The sequence below is a fragment of the Streptomyces sp. SudanB182_2057 genome, from assembly GCF_964272715.1.
Lineage (GTDB): Bacteria > Actinomycetota > Actinomycetes > Streptomycetales > Streptomycetaceae > Streptomyces > Streptomyces rubradiris.
In genome coordinates this window covers 1068629-1087740 of the sequence record NZ_OZ186798.1, presented here as the reverse complement: position 1 = coordinate 1087740, position 19112 = coordinate 1068629, and the positions used below count along the sequence as shown (strand labels likewise).

Here is a 19112-nt window from a genome sequence, read left to right as displayed (position 1 = left end):
TATCCGCCCCCGTGCGCCGCTACCGCGGAGGGTTGCCCGGGTCCTGCGGCCGGGTGCCGAACTCGTCCCTCAGCTTGTCCTGCCCGGTGTCGACCTGCGACCGGTACTTGCCGCCGGTGCGCTGGTCGATGTAGTCGCCGCCCCTGTCGATGCCCTTGTCGGCCGTGCTCTCGTGGCCCTTGATCATCTGCTTGAGCTTGTCCAGCATGGACATGGCAGCCTCCTCGTCGCTGACAGGCTTGCCCTCCCAGGGTCACCGGCCCGCGCCGGAACCGCATCTCGGGGGCGGGGGCTCACCGGCCCGGCGCGAACAGCGCGGCCAGCCGCCGGAAGGAGTCCAGCAGCCCCGTACGGTCGTAGGCGCTGGTCGTCACGAGCACCTCGTCGGCGCCCGTCTCCTTCAGCACCGTCTCCAACTCGTGCGCGACCTGGTCCGGGGTGCCCGCGATGTGCCCGGCGAGCGCTGACTCGTAGAACTCCCGTTCCTTCGCGGTCATCGTCCGCGCCTCCACGGACTCGGCGGGGGCGAGCGGCGGGAAGGTGCCGTGGGTGCGGGAGTACGCCAGCGACCATGCCTCGGAGACCAGCAGCCGGCGCGCCTCGGCCTCGGTGCCGGCCACCGCGACCGTGCCGGAGATCACCACGTACGGCTCGGCCGCCCAGCGGGACGGGCGGAACAGGGAGCGGTACTGGTCGATGCCGCGCAGCATCTTCTGCCGGCCCCGCAGATCGCCGATGACCATGGGCAGGCCCGCGCGGGCCGCGATCCGCGCGCCCTCGCCCAGGGCCAGCACGAACGGCGGCACGGTCAGGCCCTCCGCGGGCCGGGCCCGCACCCCGGTCGGCGAGCCGCCCGTGAACCAGTCCAGCAGTTCCCCGAGCTGGGCCGCGAAGTCCTCGGCGTCGTCCTTGTCCCGGCCCAGCGCCTTGCGCACCCCGTCCGTGAAGCCGACCGAGCGGCCCAGCCCCATGTCGACACGCCCCGGGAACAGCGACTCCAGCACGCCGAACTGCTCGGCGACGACCAGCGGCCGGTGGTTGGGCAGCATGACCCCGCCGGTGCCCACCCGGATGCTGCGGGTGGCGGCGGCGACCGCGGCGGCGAGCACGGTCGGCGCGGACCCGGCGACCCCGGGCACGCCGTGGTGCTCGGACACCCAGAACCGGTGGTACCCGAGCGCCTCCGCCTCCCGGGCCAGCGCGACGGTGTCCCGCAGCGCCTCGCCGGGCGGACGGCCCTCGCGGGTGCGCGAGCGGTCGAGGACGGAGAACCGGGTGCGGCTGATCACTGTGCTGCTCACGCAGTGTTCAACGCCGGGACGCGCCCAGGATTCCCGGACGGCCGTGCGGGCGCGCGGCGAACGGCGGCTGGCTAGGGTGACGGTGTGACCGACCGCGACAGGCCGCCGATCGCCGTGTTCGACCTCGACAACACGCTGGCCGACACCGCCCACCGCCAGCACTTCCTGGAGCGCCGGCCGCGGGACTGGACCGCGTTCTTCGCCGCCGCGCCCGCGGATCCGCCGCTCGCCGAGGGCGTGGCGCTGGCCGTGGAGAGCGCCCGCGCCGGCGAGGTCGTCTATCTCACCGGCCGTCCCGAGCGGTACCGCCGGGACACCCTGGACTGGCTCGCGGCGCACGGACTGCCCGAGGGGCGGGTGTTCATGCGGCGCGACGCCGACCGCAGACCGGCCCGCCGCACCAAACTGGAGATCCTGCGCCGGCTCGCCCGGGACCACGAGGTCCGCATCCTCGTGGACGACGACGAGCTGGTGTGCGACGACGCCGAACGCGCCGGGTTCACCGTCGTACGGGCGCGCTGGGCGGAGAAGTCGGCCGCGGTCGAGGAGGCGCAGGAGCGGGAGGGCCGCACCTGACGCGCGCCGGGACGGCTCAGGAGTCCTCGATGCGGAAGCCGACCTTCAGACCCACCTGGTAGTGCTCGATCCGGCCGTTCTCGATCTGGCCGCGGACCTGGGTCACCTCGAACCAGTCCAGGTTGCGCAGCGTCCGGTCCGCGCGGGCGATGCCGTTGCGGATGGCCTGGTCCACGCCCTCGTGCGAGGTGCCGACGATCTCGGTGACCCGGTAGGTGTGGTTCGTCATGCGGGGGCTCCTTACGTGTCACGCCGTACTCCACCGTGCACTATCCGCGCCCGCTCCGCATGGCGTCGCGGGCGTACCGCCGGGTAGCGCTTGACCTTCGCATTGGTACATACCAAAATCCAGCTCACCCGTACGAGCCCATGCGCTCGTCCCCCCACGTCGGGCCCTCCACCCTGTCCCAGCACCCCGCGGCACCACCTGCCCGACAGAACAGGACCCTTCGTGAGACGTCGTCTGCTCGCCCTCGTCTGTGTCACCGGCTCCCTCGTCAGCGCCTGCGGGATGCTCCCCGGCGACCACCAGGAGCGGAAGACCGTCACCGTGTGGCTGATGAAGGACAGCGCCTCCAAGGAGTTCCTGCGGCGGTTCACCGAGGACTTCGAACGCACCCACGACGACCTGCGCCTCGACATCCGCATCCAGTCATGGACCGGCATCGTGGAGAAGGTCCGCGGCGCGCTCAAGGAGCCCTCCGGCGACGGACCGGACGTCATCGAGGTCGGCAACACCCAGGTGCCGCTGTACGCCGACGGCGGCCGGCTCGCGGACCTCACACTGGAGTCGATGCGGGACTGGGGCAAGGACACCTGGCTGCCCGGCCTCGCCCAGCCCGGCAAGGACGGCAACAAGCAGTACGGCATCCCCTGGTACGCGGCCAACCGGGTCGTCATCTACCGCAAGGACCTGTTCCGGCAGGCCGGCATCGCCCGCCCGCCGCAGACCCGCGACGAATGGCTCACCGCCACCGAGAAGCTCAACACCGGCGGCAACCAGGGAATTTACCTCGCGGGCCAGGACTGGTACACGCTCTCCGGGTTCATCTGGGACGAGGGCGGCGAACTCGCCGAGGAGAAGGACCACGAGTGGCGGGGCACCCTGGACAGCCCGGCCGCGCTGCGCGGCATGGACTTCTACCGCCGGCTCCAGGCGCTCGGCGCGGGCCCCGTGGACGCCGACGAGGAACACCCGCCCCAGGCCGGGGTGTTCGCCGGCGGCAAGGTCGCGCAGATCATCGCCGTACCCGGGCTCACCCAGTCGATCGTCCGGCAGAACCCGGACCTGAAGGACCAGCTCGGCTTCTTCCCCGTGCCCGGCCCCACCGCCGGCCGGCCCGGCGCCGTCTTCACCGGCGGTTCCGACCTGGTCGTCCCGCGCAACACCGACGACCAGTTCGCCGCGACCACCGTCGTCGGCGCGCTCACCGGCGACAAGTGGGACACCGAGCTGGCCCGCACCATGAACTACGTGCCCAACAAGACCACGCTGGCCGACGCGGTCGCCGGTGCGGAGGGGGTCGCCGCCATGGCCGCGGGCGCGGCGCACGGCCGGGCGACCCCCACCACCCCTCAGTGGGCCGACGTCGAGGCGGACAACCCGATCAAGGAGTACATGACCCGGGTGCTCCAGGGCGGGGACCCGGCGACCGAGGCCCGCCGCGCCTCCCGGAGGATCACCGAGGCGCTCGCCCCCGACGTGGGCTGAGCCGCCACACTCGGCTCACGGCCGCCCGCGCCGCGCTCACCGCACCACGCTCAGCGACAGCGCGAAGCGGCCCCGCGCGTCCGTCCACCAGTGCGTCAGCTCCAGTCCCGCGGCGGCGAGTTCGGCCGCGACCCCCTCCTTGCGGAACTTGGCCGACACCTCGGTGCGCAGCTCCTCGCCCGCCGCGAAGTCCACGGCGAGGTTCAGCGCGGGCACCTTCACGGTCTGGGCGGTACGGGAGCGCAGCCGCATCTCGATCCACTCCCGCGCGGCGTCCCACAGGGCCACGTGCTCGAACGCCTCCGGATCGAAGTCGGCACCCAGTTCGCGGTTGATCACGGCGAGCACATTGCGGTTGAACGCGGCCGTCACCCCGGCCGCGTCGTCGTACGCCCGGACCAGCACCCGCTCGTCCTTGACCAGGTCCGTGCCGAGCAGCAGCCCGTCGCCCGGGGCGAGCAGCGCGCGGACGGAGGCCAGGAACCGGGAGCGTTCACCGGGCAGCAGATTGCCGATCGTGCCGCCGAGGAAGGCAACGAGCCGGGGCCCGGGCGTCGCGGGCAGGGTCAGCGGTGCGGTGAAGTCGGCGATCAGCGCGTGCACGCCGAGACCGGGACGCTCCTCGACGAGCGCCCGCCCGGCCTGCGTGAGCGCGCTCTCGCTGACGTCGACCGGGACGTACGCGGCCAGCGCGGGCAGCGCGTCGATGAGGTGGCGGGTCTTCTCCGAGGAGCCCGAGCCCAGTTCGACCAGGGTGCGGGCACCGCTCGCGGCGGCGATCTCCCCGGACCGGGTGGCGAGGATCTCCCGTTCGGCGCGCGTCGGGTAGTACTCGGGCAGTTCGGTGATCCGCTCGAACAGCTCGCTGCCGCGGGCGTCGTAGAACCACTTGGGCGGCAGCCGCTTGGGGTCGGTGGTGAGGCCGCTGAGGACGTCGGCGCGCAGCGCGGCCTCCGTCGCGTCCTCGGGGAGGGTGCGGGTGACGTGCAGGGGGCTCAACGGCAGGGCTCCTTCGAGGGTACGGCCGCCGGATCCTCCAGCGGGGCGAACCGCACGCCGGCGCGGTTCGCGGTGAGCACGGTGCGGTCGGGGACCTCCCGCCAGAGCGGATCGTCGTCGTACGGCTCGGAGGCGACGACCGTGCTCCGGCCGGGCTCCGCGCGGTACCACAGCGAGTCGCCCCAGGCGGTCGCGGTGATCGTGTCCCCGTCGGTCAGCAGCAGGTTCAGCCGGGACGCCGGGGCCGCCCGGGCCAGTTCGCGCACCGGTTCGCCGAGCGCCCGCCGGGGCGGCTGTCCGGCCTTCAGCCGGTGCAGGACCAGCGCCCAGACGAACGCGGAGTCGGTGCGGGCCTGGAGCGACAGCAGCTCGACCGGGGGCAGCGTGGACACCAGCGGTGCCGCCGCGTCCGGCCAGCCCGCGATCAGCCCGTTGTGGCTGAACAGCCACCGCCCGGCCGCGAACGGCGCCGCCGCGGCCTCGGCGTCCGCCCCCGCCAGCGTCGCGTCCCGGACCGCGGCGAGGACGGCGCCCGAGCGCACCACCCGGGCCAGGTCGGCGAAGGACAGGTCGGCCCAGATCGGCCCGGCCCGCCGGTAACGGGCCGGCGCCGGATCCCCGGGCGCGTACCAGCCGACCCCGAACCCGTCGGCGTTGACCGTCCCGTACCGCTGCCGGCGCGGCGCCCACGACTGCCGGTACAGGCCGTGCGGGGGCTCCACGAGCAGCCGACCGAGCGGCTCCTCGGGCCCCAGATAAGCGAGGTGACGGCACATCAGACGACCTCCGAACGGGCGGTGCGGAACCCGGAGAAGATCTGCCGGCGCACGGGGTAGTCCCAGTTGCGGAACGTGCCCCGGCAGGCCACCGGGTCCACGGCGAACGAGCCGCCGCGCAGCACCTTGTGGTCGGAGCCGAAGAACACCTCGGAGTACTCCTTGTACGGGAACGCCCGGAACCCCGGGTACGGCAGGAAGTCGCTCGCCGTCCACTCCCACACGTCACCGATCAACTGCCTCACCCCCAGCGGCGACTGGCCGGCCGGATAGCTGCCGGCGGGGGCGGGCCGCAGATGCCGCTGGCCGAGGTTGGCGTGCTCGGGCGCGGGGTCGGCGTCGCCCCACGGATAGCGCCGGGAGCGGCCGGTGACCGGGTCGTGGCGGGCCGCCTTCTCCCACTCCGCCTCGGTGGGCAGCCGGCGCCCGGCCCAGCGGGCGTAGGCGTCCGCCTCGTACCAGCACACGTGCACCACCGGCTCGTCCGGCGGCACCGGTTCCGTGATCCCGAACCGGCGCCGCAGCCACCGGTCGCCGTCCCGCCGCCAGAACAGCGGCGCGGTGATGCCGTGCCGCCGGACGTGCGCCCAGCCCTCCGGCGTCCACCAGCGTTCGGTGCTGTAGCCGCCGTCCTCGATGAACGCCTGGTAGGCGGCGTTGGTCACCGGGACGGTGTCGATCCAGAACGGCGCGACTTCCCGTGGGTGCGCCGGGCGTTCGTTGTCCAGCGCCCAGGGCTCGCCGGAGGTGCCCATGGTGAACGGGCCGCCGGGCACGAGGACTTCGGACGGCCCGGTGAACGGCGGTGCCGGGTCGGGGTCGGGCGCGGTCAGCGCCTGCGGGCCCGTGCGGAGCTGATGGGTGATCAGCATGGTCTCGTCGTGCTGCTGTTCGTGCTGCGCGATCATGCCGAAGGCGAAGCCGGCCTCGGTCAGCCGGGTGCCGTGGAAGTCCGCCGACGCCAGCAGGTCCAGCGCCCGGCCGCGCACCTCGGCCGCGTACCGGCGGGCCTCGGCGGGCGGCAGCAACGGCAGCGAGGGGCGCTCGGCGCGCGGGTGCTCGAAGGCGTCGTACAGGCTGTCTATCTCCGGCCGCATCGCCTCCCGGCCGCCGACCGCCCGCAGCAGCCACAGCTCCTCCTGGTTGCCGATGTGCGCGAGGTCCCACACCAGCGGGGACATCAGCGGGGAGTGCTGGGCGGTGAGGTCGGGTCCGTCGACACAGGTGGTCAGCAGCGTGGTGCGGGCACGGGCGGTGGTGAGGCAGGCCAGCGCCCGCTGGCGCAGCGCCTCGGTGTCCGTCTCGGTGGTCGTGGTGCCGGTCTCCGGGGCGGTCATGTGCGGATGTCCTTCCTCCCGTGGGCGCGGGTGCCCCCGGGTGGTCCTTCGTCCAGCAGGTCGTCGGCCGGGCAGCGGCCCCGGGCGACATGGCGGTCGCGGAACCCGGCCACGGCGTCGACGACCCGCGTCGTGGCGCCGAGCCGGGGCAGCGCGTCCAGGGCCGCCGCGAAGCAGCCGTCGGCGGCCTCGCGCAGCTCCGGGTCGGCGAGGGCGTGCCGGGCCGCGTCCGCCCACAGCGCGTTGTGCGGGGCGGGCCGGTCCAGGGCCCGTTCGGCGAGTGGCTTCACGGTCCGGTAGGCGGTCTCGGCGGCCTGCGGGTCGTCGAACAGCGCGGCTGTCACCGCGAGCGGCACGAGCCAGCCGTCCGTGCCGGGCTGCGCGTCGATCATCCGCAGTTCCAGGTGGCCGCGCGGCCTGACCGGCGGGAACAGGGTGCTCAGGTGGTAGTCGAGGTCCGCCCGGGTGGGGGGCCGGGGCGACCGGGAACGGGTCCACTCCCGGAAGGTGAGTCCCTCGGGCACCTCCCAGGGACCGTCGTCCCGGCGGACGCACATCACCGGCGCGTCCAGCGCGTGCCGGGCCCAGGCGGCCCGCGGCTCGCCGTCCAGCGGGGGAGCGCCGGCCCGGCCGGGCCCTATCCCCATCCACATCAGCTGGCGGGTGGACCGCCAGCCGGTGCGCCGCAGGCCCACCAGCGGGGAGTTGGCGAACGCGGCCACCAGGACCGCGCCCAACTGGTGGGCCAGCCACCAGCGCCGGGTGTGTCCCAGGGGGCCCGGCTCCTCTTGTCCCGCGTCCACGCACACCTGGACGGAGGCGGAGGAGCACATCATGTGCCGGCCGGCCGGACCGGTGCGGTCCAGGCAGGTCTCCATGGCGTCGTAGCGGGGTGCGCGCAGGAACCTGCGGGGCGGGTGCCGGGGATCGTGACCGAGGCCGGTGAGACCGAGGCCGTGCCCGGCCAGAGCGGCCCGTACGGCGTCCAGGTCGGCGGATACGGTGTCGACGCACTCCATCAGGGAGGGGGCGGGCGGCGAGCTCAGCTCCAGCTGGCCGCCGGGTTCCACGGTGAGCGCCGAGGCCAGGGGCAGGGTCCGCACCGTGGCGTAGGCCGCTTCGAGTCGTTCGGGTGTGACCGGGAGCTGTGGCAGCTCCAGGGAGTGGACGAGCCACTCCAGCTCGACACCGAGGGCGCGAGGCGGTCCGGTCTTGAAGCAGATGCCCCGGATCAGGGCCTCCGCCTCGTCCTCGGTGACGGCGGCGCGGTGCTCCGTACAATCGCCGCCATCGCTCTGTATGTCGGACATGTCGGGATCCTCCTGAGGCTCCAGCATGCCATCGGCCCATGGCGCGGGCCGAGCGGGTACGCGTCCCAGCCAAGACCCTTCGGCGGGCGCGCACAAGAGTGCCGACCCGGACATTCCGGGCTCGTCCTCAATTCCGTTGCGCCGCGTACCAGCATCACCCAGGATGCGTGCATGAGCACGACGGGGGAGACCGCGCGGGGCGCGGTCGCGGCGTCCGCGGGGGTGGCGCCGTGAGCGCGCGCCTGCGCGGGATCGCCGCGGAGACGGAGCGGATCGTGGCCGCGGGCCGGTACCGGGCGCCGGACGGCCGGGAGGTGCCGATCGCGGAGGCGGTGGAGGCCGCGCGGGCGGGCACCCGGATCTTCGGCCCCGACCCGGTGCCTTTCGCGTCGGATCGTTCGGCGCCGGGGCCTGCGGAAGTGGGGCCTTGGGACGCGGGGCTTCCAGGAGCGGGGCCTGCGGGGGCGGCGCCGGAGGGCGGCACGCGGTTCGAGGTCACCGGGGAGAGCAGCCTGGAGGCGGCCCGCCGGCTGGCCGACGGCCCCGTGGCCGTACTGAACTTCGCCTCGGCCCGCAACCCGGGCGGCGGCTACCTCAACGGCGCGCAGGCCCAGGAGGAGGCCCTGTGCCGTGCCTCCGCGCTGCACGCCTGCCTGCTGAGGGCCCGCGGCTTCTACGACCACCACCGCGCCGACCGCGACCCGTTCTACACCGACCGGGTGATCCACTCGCCGGGTGTCCCCGTCTTCCGCGACGACCGGGGCCGGCTGCTCACCGAGCCGTATCGCGCGGGCTTCCTGACGGCCGCCGCCCCCAACGCGGGGGTGATCCGGCGTACGGCGCCGGAGCGGGCCGCCGCACTGCCGGGCGCGCTGGCGGTCCGGGCGGAACGCGTACTGGAGACGGCCGCGACCCATGGCTACCGCCGGCTGGTGCTCGGCGCGTGGGGCTGCGGTGTCTTCCAGAACGACCCGGCGCGGGTCGCGGGCGCCTTCCGAGCGGCCCTGGGCCCCGGCGGCCGGTTCGCGCGCACGTTCGACCATGTGGTGTTCGGCGTGCTGGACCGGACTCCGGGGGCGCTGGTGCGGGAGGCGTTCGTACGGGCGTTTCCCGAGGGGCGGGCAGCGTGAAGGGGCGGCGGTCCCGCCGTCACGTCCACCCGTAGCGCTCGTGCAGTCGCCGCCGGACCAGGTCGAAGCGCATCCGGTCCAGCGCGCAGGCCTCCCGGCGCATGCCGTGCTCGTGCAGCCGTAGCACCCGCTCGACGTCCACCCAGGAGTCGCGGCCGGAGCGGTCCCACGGGCCGCCGCCGATGGCCACCCACTCCCGGTCCCCGTCGTGCCGCTTGCTGGACAGCCGCAACGCGAGGAACGTGCCCGCCGCCTCCCGGGCCACGACCAGTACCGGGCGGTCCTTGCCCCGGCCGTCGTTCTCCTCGTACGGCACCCAGGTCCACACGATCTCCCCGGGATCGGGGTCGCCGTCGTGGGCCGGGGAGTACTCGGTGCGCACCCGGCCGACCTCGCGCGGGTCGGCCTCGGTGGTGGCGTACGGGCCGTGGCGGCCGGGGGCGCTCTCATCGGTGTGCGTACTCACGCGGGCACCCTAACGGTCCGCGCGACCGGCCCCGCCACCCCGGGTGCTACGCCGTCGCCGCATCGGGGCGCGAGCCGATCCGCATGCCGGGGCGCCGGTTGTGCACGGTCAGGTACGTCAGCCCGGCCGGGCCGGCGGTGATGCCGCGCGCGGAGCCGTGCGGCAGCCAGACCAGGGCGCCCTCGGCGAGCGGCTGCGCCGGGTCCGGGGAGCCGTCGCCGAGCAGGCCGTCCCCGGCGACGACCAGGACCAGCACGTCCAGTTGTGTCTCGGTGTGGGCCGGGACCCGGCCGCCCGGGGCCAGCCGGACCACGTTCGCGTCGAGTTGGCGCCCGCTCTCGGCCAGCTTCCACAGCACCCCGGCGGGCACCGGCGGCGCCTCGGCCAGCGCGCGGGTCCCGCACAGGACGCGCGGCCGGTCCGCCGGGCGGGCGGCCGGTCCGGTGTCGGTCGCGGACGGCGATGTCATCTGATGTTCCCCTCGGCTCTCGCGTTCCCCCGCTCGCACATCCCGGCCACTCTACAATTGATCCATGTACGATTCGTGAAAACCGGGCGAGGTGGAGAGGGGTGTCCGGACGTGAGCACGCGGGAGAGTCCGCGCCGCCGAGCGCTGCTGGACGTGCTGCGCGCGGCGCCCGTGCCGCTCGGGGTCGCGCAGGCCGCCGAGCGGATGGGGCTGCACCCCAACACCGTGCGGTTCCACCTGGACGCCTTGGTCGCCGACGGACGCGTGGAGCGCCGGACCGAGGAGCCCTCCGGGCCCGGCCGGCCCCGTACCGTCTACACCGCGCGCCCCGGCATGGACCGTGGCGGCCCGCGCGACTACCGGCTGCTGGCCCGCATGCTGCTCAGCCGGTGGACCGCCGCCGACCCCGCCGAGGCGCGCGCGGAGGCCCGGGAGACGGGCCGGACCTGGGGCCGCTATCTGGCGGACCCGCCCGCGCCGGACGAGACACCGACGCCCGGACGGTCGACGGCCCGGCTGCTCGCCCTGCTGGACGGCCTGGGCTTCGCACCGCGGGCCGAAGGCGCCGACGAGCCCGGCCGGCCGCCGGAACGGATCCGGCTGCGGCACTGCCCCTTCCTGGAACTCGCCGAGGAACAGGGCGGGTTGGTGTGCTCGCTCCACCTGGGGCTGATCCAGGGGGCGTTGGCGCGGATGGAGGCGCCGCTGACGGCCACGGCGCTGGAGCCGTTCGCCGAACCGGACTCCTGCGTCGCCCACTTGGCCGGCCCGTCGGCGGCCTGACCCTCCTGATCCCCGCGCGGAACCACCGCCCCGGCGGAGAAAGGCCCGTGACCCCATGAACGACACCTCCGCCGCCGTCGCCGGCGCGGTCACCTTCGTCTGGCTCGGGATGGTGCTGGCGATCTCCTTCCTGGAGGCGCCGCTGAAGTTCCGCGCCCCGGGTGTCACGATCCCCGTCGGGCTGGGCATCGGCCGGCTGGTGTTCCGGGCGCTGAACGCCGTGGAAATCGTCCTGGCGGCCGTCGTGGTCGGCACGGTCGCGGCGGGCGGCGCCCCGGCCGGGATCATCGCGCCGACCGCGGTGGCGGCGGTGCTCCTCGCCGTGCAGCTCGCCGTCGTCCGCCCCGTCCTCAACCGCAGGTCGGACCGGGTGCTCGCGGGCGAGGACCTGCCCCGCTCGCGCAGCCACCTGTGGTACGTGGCGCTGGAGGCCCTGAAGACCGCCACCCTGATCACCCTGGGCATCGCCCTGTCGGCGACCTGACCGGCGGGCGCACCCGCCCCGCCACCAGCCGCCGCCGGTCCGGAAAACGCGGGCCGGGCCGGCGCGGCACAGCCTCACGCGGCTCCGGAAGCCGCCCAGTCCTCGGTCCACCGGTGCCGGCCCAGTCCCACGGCGTCGAACTCGTCCCCGCCGAGCCCCCCGCGCGCGCCGAGCCGCCGCAGAGCCAGCGAGACCGGGCCGACCGGCCGCGAGAACCACCTCTTCACCGGCACGTCCAACGGCCCCAGCACCAAGCCCCCGCCCGCCCACACGGCGGCACGCTCCTCAGTCGCACCCCCGAAGGACTCGACCTCGACATACGCGAGGGACCCCGCGACGGACCACCCGGCGAGCATCCTCTCGAAGCCCGCCGACAGCCGCTGGAACCCCAGCACCCCCGCACCACCGGCGCCCGCGACGGCGTCCACCAGATCGTCCGTCATCGGCATCAACGACAGCCCCTGCCGAAGAGCCACCACCCGAGCCCCTGCGACGTCCCGTGCCACCCCGCGCAGCAGCCCGTCCGCAGCGATCACCGCCCGCAACTCGTAAGCCACTCAAGCCCCCTCCGGCCTCGTCGCACCGTGTCCGGCCTCGGTGCTGACGGCCGGAGGTTACCGACTTCGCCTGTAACCCCTGGACCGGCAAGCTCACCCCACGACCAGGACCAGGGGCACGCCCCGGCACGGGATCAGGCGGAGGCCGTCGTGGGTGCCGGGGCGGGCGGTGTCGAGCAGTGCGCCGAAGTCCGGGCCCCGGGTGAGGGAACCGGCCAGGTGGGCGGTGTCGGCGGAGGCGGCGACCCGGCCGTGGGCGTTCACCAGGTGCGCCGGGCCGGGCAGGCCGCGCAGCAGCGGGAGCACGGCCGCCTCGAAGTGCCGCAGATACACGTCGGCCGCCGCCACGCCCGCGAACCGCCCCCGTACCCACACCGGTTCGGACACGGTGAGGCTGTACTCGGCGGAGCAGAGGTAGTCCACGTACGGTCCGGTCACGGCCCGGCGCCCGGTGTCGCGGGGCAGCGCGAACCAGTCCCAGTGCGTGTAGTCGGAGTAGGCCGACCGGCCGGGGTCGAGATCGAGCAGGAGCGGCCGTACGACACCGTCCGCGCCGGACTGCCACCACTCCAGCCAGGCCGGCGCGTCGGCCAGCAGCCCGGGGGCCGCGACGAAACCGGCACCGGAGACGATCGCGTCCCGGGCCAGCCGCGGATGCAGCCCGGGGCGCAGGGCGGCGAGGTCGCGGCTGACCGGCCGCCGCCCCTCGGCGGCCACCCGGCGCAGCAGGGCCGCCGTGTCGGCGCGGGTGGCGGCGACCGTCTCGAACGCGGGCTCCAGCGCGCCGCCCACCTGCGCGGCGACCCGTCTCTCCGGTTCCGTGGCGACGGCGGCGAGCCGGGACCTGGTGCCCATGGTGTCCTCCAGCCGACGGGACCGTCACACGGCGCGGTCAGAGGGTGAGGCGTACGGCGACGAGCCGTGCCGTCGACTCCCTGACGCACCGCTCGGCCAGCGCGCCGGCCGTGTCGTCGGCCCCATCCTGCACCGCGGCGACGACCCGGCGGTGCCGGTCCGCGACTTCTTCACGATATGCGTCCTCGGCGAGGACCAGACAGGGTAGCGCGCCCACCTCGCCCTGCAGGGCGACCTGTTCGCGGGTGAGCCGCGCGGACTGCGCGGCGGCGGCGAGTTCGACGTGGAAGCGGCCGTACAGCCGGCCGCGCGCCGCCGCGTCCCCGGCCCGCGCCAACTCCCGTGCCGTACGGCGCGGCGGCTCCAGGCCCGCGGGATCGGCGCGCTCGGCGGCGAGCCGGGCGGCGGCGCCGGACAGCGCGGCCCAGTGGTCTCCGAGGTCGCGCAGTTCCGCGGTGCTCCAGTCGCGCAGCCGCTCCTTGAGCCGGTCGTCGGCGGGGACTTCGGGCAGCGCGACGAAGCTGCCGCCGCCCCGGCCCCGCCGGGTGGTGACCAGCCCCCGCTGCCGCAGGGCCATGAGCGCCTCGCGCAAGGTGACCGTGGAGACGCCCAGTTGCCCGGCCAGTGCGCTCTCGCCGGGGAGTTGCTCGCCGTCGGCGAGGAGGCCCAGCTCTATGGCGTCGCCTATGCGGCGGACGACCGCGTCGACGCGGGCCCGGGTGTCCACCGGGCTGAAGACGGCCCGGCGGGCGCCGCCGTCTGTCTCGGGCCGGTTCACGGCCACCTCCTCGCTCGTCGGCTGAAGATTTACCCTGACGCCCTCTTGAGACGTGACCTATGAGTTCATAGGTTTGAGGTCAACGCTGAGCGCGCCAGAAAGGTTCCCGTGTGGAGGAACTCGCGATCCGGTTGCAGGGACTTCGGAAGTCGTTCGGCGAGACGCCCGCCGTGGCCGGCGTCGACCTGGAGATACGCGACGGCGAGTTCTTCTCGATGCTCGGCCCGTCCGGCTCCGGGAAGACGACCCTCCTGAGGCTGATCGCCGGGTTCGAGACGCCCGACCGGGGCCGGATCGAACTCGCGGGACAGGAGGTCACCGGCCTCGCCCCGTACGAGAGGGACGTGCACACCGTCTTCCAGGACTACGCGCTCTTCCCGCACATGACGGTCGAGCAGAACGTCGCCTACGGGCTGCGGGTGCGCAAGGTGCCGAAGGCCGAACGGCTGGCCCGCGCCCGCGAGGCGCTCGCCGAGGTCCGCCTCGAAGGCTACGGACGGCGGCGGCCCGACCGGCTCTCCGGCGGACAGCGGCAGCGCGTCGCGCTGGCCCGCGCGCTCGTCGGCCGCCCCCGCGTGCTCCTGCTCGACGAACCGCTCGGCGCCCTCGACCTGACGCTGCGCCGGCAGATGCAGGTCGAACTCAAGGCGCTCCAGCGGGACGTGGGCATCACCTTCGTCCTCGTCACCCACGACCAGGAGGAGGCCCTCACCATGAGCGACCGGATCGCCGTCGTGGACCGGGGCCGGATCGCCCAGACCGGCACGCCCGCGGAGATCTACGAACGTCCGGCGACCGCGTTCGTCGCCTCCTTCGTCGGCGTCTCCAACCTCCTCGACGGCGAGACGGCCCACCGCATCACCGGCTCCCCGGGAACCTACAGCATCCGCCCGGAGAAGATCCGTGTCCTGAAGGAGTCCGCCGGACCGGACGAGCCGGAACACGCCACCGCCACCGGCACCGTGGCCGAGGTCGTCTACCTCGGGGACGCCACCCGCTTCGTGGTCGACCTGGACGGCGGCGGCCGGCTCACCGCGCTCCAGCAGAACCTGGAGAACTCCTCGGCGGACGTCGCCGCCTACCGCGGCACCCGGGTCCGCCTCCGCTGGCACCGCCGGCACGCCGTCCGGCTCCCTTCCTGATCCCCCCACCCCTGGAGAGCGCCGTGCGTCTCATCCGTACCCCGCGCGCCGCGGCCTTCTGCGCCGCCGCGCTGCTGCTCACCGCCGCCTGCGGCTCCTCCGGATCCGGCGGCTCGTCCGCCCCCGGCGTCCACCCGCCCGCCCTGAAGGCCCCGGCGGAGCTGGGCCGCACCGAAGGACAGGTCAACCTGATCGCGTGGGCCGGCTATGTGGAGGACGGCTCCAACGATCCGCGCGCCGACTGGGTCGGCGGCTTCGAGAAGCGGACGGGCTGCCAGGTCCGGTCCAAGGTCGCCGCCAGCTCGGACGAGATGGTCAAGCTGATGAAGACCGGCGCGTACGACGCCGTCTCCGCCTCCGGCGACGCCTCCCTGCGCCTGATCGCCTCCGGAGACGCGGCCCCCGTCAACACCGGCCTGGTCCCGAACTACAAGGACGTCTTCGACGGGCTGAAGAACGGCGCCTGGAACTCCGTGGACGGCCGGATGTACGGGATCCCGCACGGCCGGGGCGCCAACCTGCTGATGTACAACACCGCGAAGGTGACACCGGCGCCCACCTCCTGGTCGGCCGTCTTCGACGACGCCGCCCGGTACAAGGGGCACGTCACCGCCTACGACTCGCCGATCTACATCGCCGACGCGGCCCTGTATCTCAAGGCCCACCGGCCGGAGTTGGGGATCAGGAACCCGTACGCGCTCGACCGGAAGCAGTTCGACGCGGCCGTGGCGCTGCTGAAGCGGCAGAACGAGTACGTGGGCGAGTACTGGAGCGACTACCTGAAGGAGGTCTCGGCCTTCAAGAGCGGTGACTCGGTGGTCGGCACCACCTGGCAGGTGATCGCCAACCTCACCGCCTCCGAGGGCGCCGAGGTCAAGGCGCTCGTGCCTGAGGAGGGTTCGACCGGCTGGTCGGACACCTGGATGGTCTCCAGCAAGGCCAAGCACCCCAACTGCGCCTACAAATGGCTGGACTGGATCATCTCACCCAAGGTCAACGCCCAGGTCGCCGAGTACTTCGGCGAGGCACCGGCCAACTCCCGGGCCTGCGCCGAGACCACCGACAAGAACTTCTGCGCCACGTACCACGCGGCCGACGAGGGCTACTGGAAGAAGATCGCCTTCTGGAACACGCCCAGCGAACAGTGCCTGGACGGCCGCCGGGACGTGACCTGCGTACCGTACGCCGAGTGGGTCCGCGCCTGGACCGGGATCAAGGGCTGAGCCGTGCGGCCCGAAGCCGGGCGCTACCCGGCGCGGCGGCTCGCCGCGGTCCTGCGCCGCCGGCCCCGGCTGCGGCTGACCCTCCTGCTCACCGCCCCGCTGCTCTGGCTCACCGTCCTGTACCTCGGCTCGCTGGCGGTGCTGTTCGTCTCCGCGTTCTGGACGACGGACTCCTTCACCTCCCAGGTGGTGAAGGTCTGGTCGACGGACAACTTCCACGCCCTGCTGACCACACCCGTCTACCGCCAAGTGGTGCTGCGCAGCGTCGCCGTGGCCCTCGCGGTGACCGCGCTGTGCGCGCTGCTCGCCCTCCCGGTCGCCTTCTACACCGCCCGGGTGGCCCCGCCGCGCCGGCGACCGCTGCTGGTGGCGGCGATCCTCACGCCGCTGTGGGCGAGTTACCTCGTCAAGGTGTACGCCTGGCGGCTGATCCTGTCCCAGGGCGGGCTCGCCGACTGGATGCTCGCCCCGTTCGGACTGAGCGGTCCCGGCTACGGGCTGCCCGCCACGGTGCTCACCCTGACGTACCTGTGGCTGCCGTACATGATCCTGCCGCTGCACACCGCGCTCGCACAGGTCCCGGACGGGCTGCTCGACGCGTCCGCCGACCTCGGGGCGCGGCCCGGCCGCACCTTCCGCTCGATCGTGCTGCCCCTGGTGCTGCCGTCCGCCGCCGCGGGTTCCGTCTTCACGTTCTCGCTCAGCCTCGGCGACTACATCACCGTGCAGATCGTGGGCGGCAAGACCCAGCTCATCGGCAACCTCGTGTACTCCCACATCGACCTCGACCTGCCCATGGCCGCCGCGCTCGGCACCGTACCCGTGGCCGTGATCGTCCTGTACCTGCTGGCGATCCGCCGGACCGGCGCCCTCGACAACCTGTAGGAAGGAGCGCCATGCGTCTCGGCCGCACCGCGCGGATCGCCCTGCGGACCGCCGCCGGGCTCGGCTTCGCGGTGATCTACGTCCCGCTGGTGCTGGTCCTGCTCAACTCCCTGAACCCCGACCGCAGCGCGGGCTGGCCGCCGCCGGGACTGACCGGGCACTGGTGGTCGGTGGCCGCGCACAACCCCGGTGTCCGGCAGGCGCTGTGGGTCTCGGTGAAGGCGGGGCTCGGGGCCACCGCCATCGCCCTGGTGCTCGGCACGCTCCTGGCCTTCGCGGTGGCCCGGTACCGCTTCTTCGGCCGGGACACGGTGTCGTTCCTGGTGGTGCTGCCGATCGCGCTGCCCGGCATCGTCACGGGCATCGCGCTGAACTCGGCCTTCGGCACGGTGCTGGAGCCGCTCGGGGTGGGCCTCGGGCTGTTCACCGTGATCGTCGGGCACGCCACGTTCTGTGTGGTCGTGGTCTTCAACAACGTGGTGGCCCGGCTGCGCCGTACTGCCGGTTCGTACGAGGAGGCGGCCCAGGACCTCGGCGCGAGCGGCCTGCGGGCCTTCGTGGACGTCACGTTCCCGCTCACGCGCTCCGCGCTGCTGGCGGGCGCCCTGCTCGCCTTCGCGCTGTCCTTCGACGAGATCGTGGTCACCACGTTCACCGCGGGTCCGGGTGTCCAGACCCTCCCGCTGTGGATCTTCGACAACATGGCCCGGCCACGGCAGGCACCGGTGGTGAACGTCGTGGCCGCGGTACTGGTCCTGCTGTCGGTGATCCCGGTCTACCTCGCCCAGCGGCTGTCCGCGGACACGGCGACGTCGAGCCGCGTCTAGGCCCGGACGAACCAGGCCGGGGCCGGAACGGGCCGGCTACAAGGTGGGGGCCGAAGCCGCGCCGGCTTCGGCCCCCGGTGCGCGGACGGCTCAGGCGGCGGAGCCCACGTTGCCGTGCAGACGGGCCACGACCTCGGTCAGCTGGGCGGCGACCTCGGCGTCGTCGGACGGGTGGGTCTCGGCGAAGCGGGTGACGGAACCCGGGATGGACAGCTTGATGTCCTCTATCACCTTGCCGCCGGCGATGCCCACGGCCTTGCGGGTGTCGTCCTGCGCCCACACGCCGCCGTACTGGCCGAAGGCGGTGCCGACCACGGCGACGGGCTTGCCGCCGAAGGCGCCGGCGCCGTACGGACGGGACAGCCAGTCGATGGCGTTCTTCAGCACGGCCGGGATGGTGCCGTTGTACTCGGGGGAGAAGAACAGGAAGGCGTCGGCGGCCTGGGCGGCCTCGCGCAGCTTGACGGCGGCGGCCGGCACGCTGCCCTCCACGTCGATGTCCTCGTTGTAGAACGGGACCTCGGCCAGGCCCTCGAAGAGCTCGACCTCGGCGCCCTCCGGCGCGAGCTTGACGGCCGCCTCGGCGAGCTGGCGGTTGTGCGAACCGGCGCGGAGGCTGCCGACGAGCGCGAGGATGCGAACAGACATGGGAACTCCAAGGGGCTGAAACATCGCTGTGACGATCCGGACCGAAGTCCGTTTAAGTATCTATCACCTCAAACGGACCGCGGTCCAGTTCTGTTCCCGATGCTTTACGCTGTCGTCATGTCCAGCGCTCTGCCGCCCTTCCCCAAGCCTCAAGAGCCCTTCGACACCCCCTCCCTGCTGGAGGTCGGCGCGGCTCCCGGCGAGCCGGGCCTGCGCGCCGACGCGGCCCGCAACCGGGCGCGGCTCCTGGAGGCCGCCGCCCGGCTGATCGCGGAGCACGGGGTGGCCGGGGTCACCATGGAGGCGGTCGCCGCGGCGGCCGACGTGGGCAAGGGCACCGTCTTCCGCCGCTTCGGCGACCGCACCGGGCTGCTGATGGCCCTCCTCGACCACTCGGCCCGCCGGCTCCAGGCCGACTTCATGGGCGGGCCCCCGCCGCTGGGGCCCGGCGCGCCGCCCCTGGAGCGGCTGCGGGCGTTCGGCGTGGCGGTGCTGTACCGCACGGCCGAACAACTGGATCTGCAACTGGCCGCCCAGCCCGAGCCGACCCGCCGGTTCGTGCACCCGGCGGCCGGGGCGCTGCGCGCGCACCTCACGATGCTGCTCCGGCAGACCGTGCCCGACGGCGACTGCGACCTGCTCGCCCACACGCTGTTCGCCTCGCTGGACCCCGCGCTGATCCATCACCTCACCCGGCAGTGCGAGATGCCCATGGAGCGCCTGGAGGCCGCCTGGCTCGACCTGGTCGCCCGGGTGACGCGTACGGACCCGCGGGACTGACGACCCGGCCCCGGCCGTCCCGCGGAGCCCGCCGGGAGCGTCGCAGCACCGCTGTGCGCCCCCGCCGGGAACCGG

At 73.9% G+C, this 19112-nt stretch carries 23 protein-coding genes; 10 read left to right on the top strand and 13 right to left on the bottom strand.

What is annotated here, in order from left to right; translation table 11 throughout:
• Positions 1–19 precede the first annotated feature (19 nt).
• Both ACSURM_RS04420 and ACSURM_RS04415 read right to left on the bottom strand, forming a co-directional pair.
• Complete coding sequence (locus tag ACSURM_RS04420; RefSeq protein WP_359042302.1) at positions 20–214, bottom strand: antitoxin; 195 nt, start codon at positions 212–214, stop codon at positions 20–22.
• Between the two features lie 79 nt (positions 215–293).
• Positions 294–1301 (bottom strand): LLM class flavin-dependent oxidoreductase, encoded by a 1008-nt coding sequence (locus ACSURM_RS04415; RefSeq protein ID WP_436953633.1) that lies wholly within the window; start codon positions 1299–1301, stop codon positions 294–296.
• 84 nt (positions 1302–1385) lie between these two features.
• Between ACSURM_RS04415 and ACSURM_RS04410 the strand changes: the two genes are divergently transcribed.
• Positions 1386–1877, top strand: a complete 492-nt coding sequence (locus ACSURM_RS04410) for an LNS2 domain-containing protein (RefSeq protein ID WP_436953632.1) — start codon at positions 1386–1388, stop codon at positions 1875–1877.
• Between the two features lie 16 nt (positions 1878–1893).
• Here ACSURM_RS04410 and ACSURM_RS04405 read toward each other — a convergent pair whose 3' ends face one another.
• Complete coding sequence (locus ACSURM_RS04405) at positions 1894–2106, bottom strand: dodecin (protein WP_391337768.1); 213 nt, start codon at positions 2104–2106, stop codon at positions 1894–1896.
• A 222-nt stretch (positions 2107–2328) separates the two neighbouring features.
• Here ACSURM_RS04405 and ACSURM_RS04400 point away from each other — a divergent pair, with 222 nt between their 5' ends.
• Positions 2329–3588, top strand: coding sequence for an extracellular solute-binding protein (locus tag ACSURM_RS04400; protein WP_436953631.1), 1260 nt, complete (start codon positions 2329–2331; stop codon positions 3586–3588).
• Positions 3589–3624: 36 nt separating this feature from the next.
• On the opposite strand, the gene egtD is transcribed toward ACSURM_RS04400, so the two are convergent.
• Genes egtD through egtA form a run of 4 tightly spaced genes read right to left on the bottom strand, consistent with a single transcriptional unit; the run spans position 3625 to position 8010 of the window.
• Positions 3625–4587: an L-histidine N(alpha)-methyltransferase gene (gene egtD / locus ACSURM_RS04395; RefSeq protein WP_436953630.1), complete on the bottom strand. Its 963-nt coding sequence runs from the start codon at positions 4585–4587 to the stop codon at positions 3625–3627.
• A complete protein-coding gene (gene egtC, locus ACSURM_RS04390) occupies positions 4584–5363 on the bottom strand; it encodes an ergothioneine biosynthesis protein EgtC (RefSeq protein WP_436953629.1) in 780 nt (259 codons plus the stop codon). Before egtC ends, egtD begins: the two co-directional genes overlap by 4 nt.
• Positions 5363–6700, bottom strand: a complete 1338-nt coding sequence (egtB, locus tag ACSURM_RS04385; RefSeq protein WP_436953628.1) for an ergothioneine biosynthesis protein EgtB — start codon at positions 6698–6700, stop codon at positions 5363–5365. Before egtB ends, egtC begins: the two co-directional genes overlap by 1 nt.
• Entirely contained in the window at positions 6697–8010 is a 1314-nt protein-coding gene (gene egtA, locus ACSURM_RS04380) for an ergothioneine biosynthesis glutamate--cysteine ligase EgtA (RefSeq protein ID WP_436953627.1), read from the bottom strand. The genes egtB and egtA overlap by 4 nt, the downstream gene beginning before the upstream one ends.
• Positions 8011–8240: 230 nt before the next feature.
• Here egtA and ACSURM_RS04375 point away from each other — a divergent pair, with 230 nt between their 5' ends.
• The gene (locus ACSURM_RS04375) at positions 8241–9140 is read left to right on the top strand and encodes a TIGR02452 family protein (RefSeq protein ID WP_436953626.1); all 900 of its coding nucleotides are present in this window, start codon (positions 8241–8243) and stop codon (positions 9138–9140) included.
• 19 nt (positions 9141–9159) lie between these two features.
• On the opposite strand, the gene ACSURM_RS04370 is transcribed toward ACSURM_RS04375, so the two are convergent.
• Together ACSURM_RS04370 and ACSURM_RS04365 are read right to left on the bottom strand one after the other, a co-directional pair.
• Positions 9160–9606: a type II toxin-antitoxin system PemK/MazF family toxin gene (locus tag ACSURM_RS04370; RefSeq protein WP_436953625.1), complete on the bottom strand. Its 447-nt coding sequence runs from the start codon at positions 9604–9606 to the stop codon at positions 9160–9162.
• 46 nt (positions 9607–9652) lie between these two features.
• Positions 9653–10075, bottom strand: a complete 423-nt coding sequence (locus ACSURM_RS04365) for a hypothetical protein (RefSeq protein ID WP_436953624.1) — start codon at positions 10073–10075, stop codon at positions 9653–9655.
• A 111-nt stretch (positions 10076–10186) separates the two neighbouring features.
• Between ACSURM_RS04365 and ACSURM_RS04360 the strand changes: the two genes are divergently transcribed.
• The gene (locus ACSURM_RS04360; protein WP_436953623.1) at positions 10187–10858 is read left to right on the top strand and encodes a helix-turn-helix transcriptional regulator; all 672 of its coding nucleotides are present in this window, start codon (positions 10187–10189) and stop codon (positions 10856–10858) included.
• A gap of 55 nt (positions 10859–10913) precedes the next feature.
• Complete coding sequence (locus ACSURM_RS04355) at positions 10914–11342, top strand: hypothetical protein (RefSeq protein WP_436953622.1); 429 nt, start codon at positions 10914–10916, stop codon at positions 11340–11342.
• Between the two features lie 74 nt (positions 11343–11416).
• Here the strand turns inward: ACSURM_RS04355 and ACSURM_RS04350 are convergent, their stop codons facing one another.
• From ACSURM_RS04350 to ACSURM_RS04340, 3 genes are all read right to left on the bottom strand, one after another.
• Positions 11417–11899: a hypothetical protein gene (locus tag ACSURM_RS04350; protein ID WP_436953621.1), complete on the bottom strand. Its 483-nt coding sequence runs from the start codon at positions 11897–11899 to the stop codon at positions 11417–11419.
• A 93-nt stretch (positions 11900–11992) separates the two neighbouring features.
• Entirely contained in the window at positions 11993–12754 is a 762-nt protein-coding gene (locus ACSURM_RS04345) for a PDC sensor domain-containing protein (RefSeq protein WP_436953620.1), read from the bottom strand.
• A 37-nt stretch (positions 12755–12791) separates the two neighbouring features.
• Complete coding sequence (locus ACSURM_RS04340) at positions 12792–13532, bottom strand: FadR/GntR family transcriptional regulator (RefSeq protein ID WP_436953619.1); 741 nt, start codon at positions 13530–13532, stop codon at positions 12792–12794.
• A 110-nt stretch (positions 13533–13642) separates the two neighbouring features.
• On the opposite strand from ACSURM_RS04340, the gene ACSURM_RS04335 reads away from it, so the two are divergent.
• The 4 genes from ACSURM_RS04335 to ACSURM_RS04320 are packed head-to-tail and all read left to right on the top strand — an operon-like array spanning position 13643 to position 17609.
• A complete protein-coding gene (locus tag ACSURM_RS04335) occupies positions 13643–14674 on the top strand; it encodes an ABC transporter ATP-binding protein (protein WP_436953618.1) in 1032 nt (343 codons plus the stop codon).
• A 23-nt stretch (positions 14675–14697) separates the two neighbouring features.
• A complete protein-coding gene (locus ACSURM_RS04330) occupies positions 14698–15897 on the top strand; it encodes an ABC transporter substrate-binding protein (RefSeq protein ID WP_436953617.1) in 1200 nt (399 codons plus the stop codon).
• Between the two features lie 3 nt (positions 15898–15900).
• Positions 15901–16782: an ABC transporter permease gene (locus ACSURM_RS04325; RefSeq protein WP_436953616.1), complete on the top strand. Its 882-nt coding sequence runs from the start codon at positions 15901–15903 to the stop codon at positions 16780–16782.
• Positions 16783–16793: 11 nt separating this feature from the next.
• Positions 16794–17609 (top strand): ABC transporter permease, encoded by an 816-nt coding sequence (locus ACSURM_RS04320; RefSeq protein ID WP_436953615.1) that lies wholly within the window; start codon positions 16794–16796, stop codon positions 17607–17609.
• 90 nt (positions 17610–17699) lie between these two features.
• Here ACSURM_RS04320 and ACSURM_RS04315 read toward each other — a convergent pair whose 3' ends face one another.
• The gene (locus ACSURM_RS04315; protein ID WP_436953614.1) at positions 17700–18257 is read right to left on the bottom strand and encodes an NAD(P)H-dependent oxidoreductase; all 558 of its coding nucleotides are present in this window, start codon (positions 18255–18257) and stop codon (positions 17700–17702) included.
• Between the two features lie 99 nt (positions 18258–18356).
• On the opposite strand from ACSURM_RS04315, the gene ACSURM_RS04310 reads away from it, so the two are divergent.
• A complete protein-coding gene (locus tag ACSURM_RS04310) occupies positions 18357–19037 on the top strand; it encodes a TetR/AcrR family transcriptional regulator (protein ID WP_359042262.1) in 681 nt (226 codons plus the stop codon).
• Positions 19038–19112 lie beyond the last annotated feature (75 nt).

What these genes read in the sequence shown, in the direction of transcription:
- ACSURM_RS04420 (WP_359042302.1), bottom strand. Translation starts at nt 214, where the DNA reads ATGTCCATGCTGGACAAGCTCAAGCAGATGATCAAGGGCCACGAGAGC.
- ACSURM_RS04405 (WP_391337768.1), bottom strand. Translation starts at nt 2,106, where the DNA reads ATGACGAACCACACCTACCGGGTCACCGAGATCGTCGGCACCTCGCAC.
- egtC (WP_436953629.1), bottom strand. Translation starts at nt 5,363, where the DNA reads ATGTGCCGTCACCTCGCTTATCTGGGGCCCGAGGAGCCGCTCGGTCGG.
- egtB (WP_436953628.1), bottom strand. Translation starts at nt 6,700, where the DNA reads ATGACCGCCCCGGAGACCGGCACCACGACCACCGAGACGGACACCGAG.
- egtA (WP_436953627.1), bottom strand. Translation starts at nt 8,010, where the DNA reads ATGTCCGACATACAGAGCGATGGCGGCGATTGTACGGAGCACCGCGCC.
- ACSURM_RS04365 (WP_436953624.1), bottom strand. Translation starts at nt 10,075, where the DNA reads ATGACATCGCCGTCCGCGACCGACACCGGACCGGCCGCCCGCCCGGCG.
- ACSURM_RS04355 (WP_436953622.1), top strand. Translation starts at nt 10,914, where the DNA reads ATGAACGACACCTCCGCCGCCGTCGCCGGCGCGGTCACCTTCGTCTGG.
- ACSURM_RS04345 (WP_436953620.1), bottom strand. Translation starts at nt 12,754, where the DNA reads ATGGGCACCAGGTCCCGGCTCGCCGCCGTCGCCACGGAACCGGAGAGA.
- ACSURM_RS04320 (WP_436953615.1), top strand. Translation starts at nt 16,794, where the DNA reads ATGCGTCTCGGCCGCACCGCGCGGATCGCCCTGCGGACCGCCGCCGGG.
- ACSURM_RS04315 (WP_436953614.1), bottom strand. Translation starts at nt 18,257, where the DNA reads ATGTCTGTTCGCATCCTCGCGCTCGTCGGCAGCCTCCGCGCCGGTTCG.
- ACSURM_RS04310 (WP_359042262.1), top strand. Translation starts at nt 18,357, where the DNA reads ATGCTTTACGCTGTCGTCATGTCCAGCGCTCTGCCGCCCTTCCCCAAG.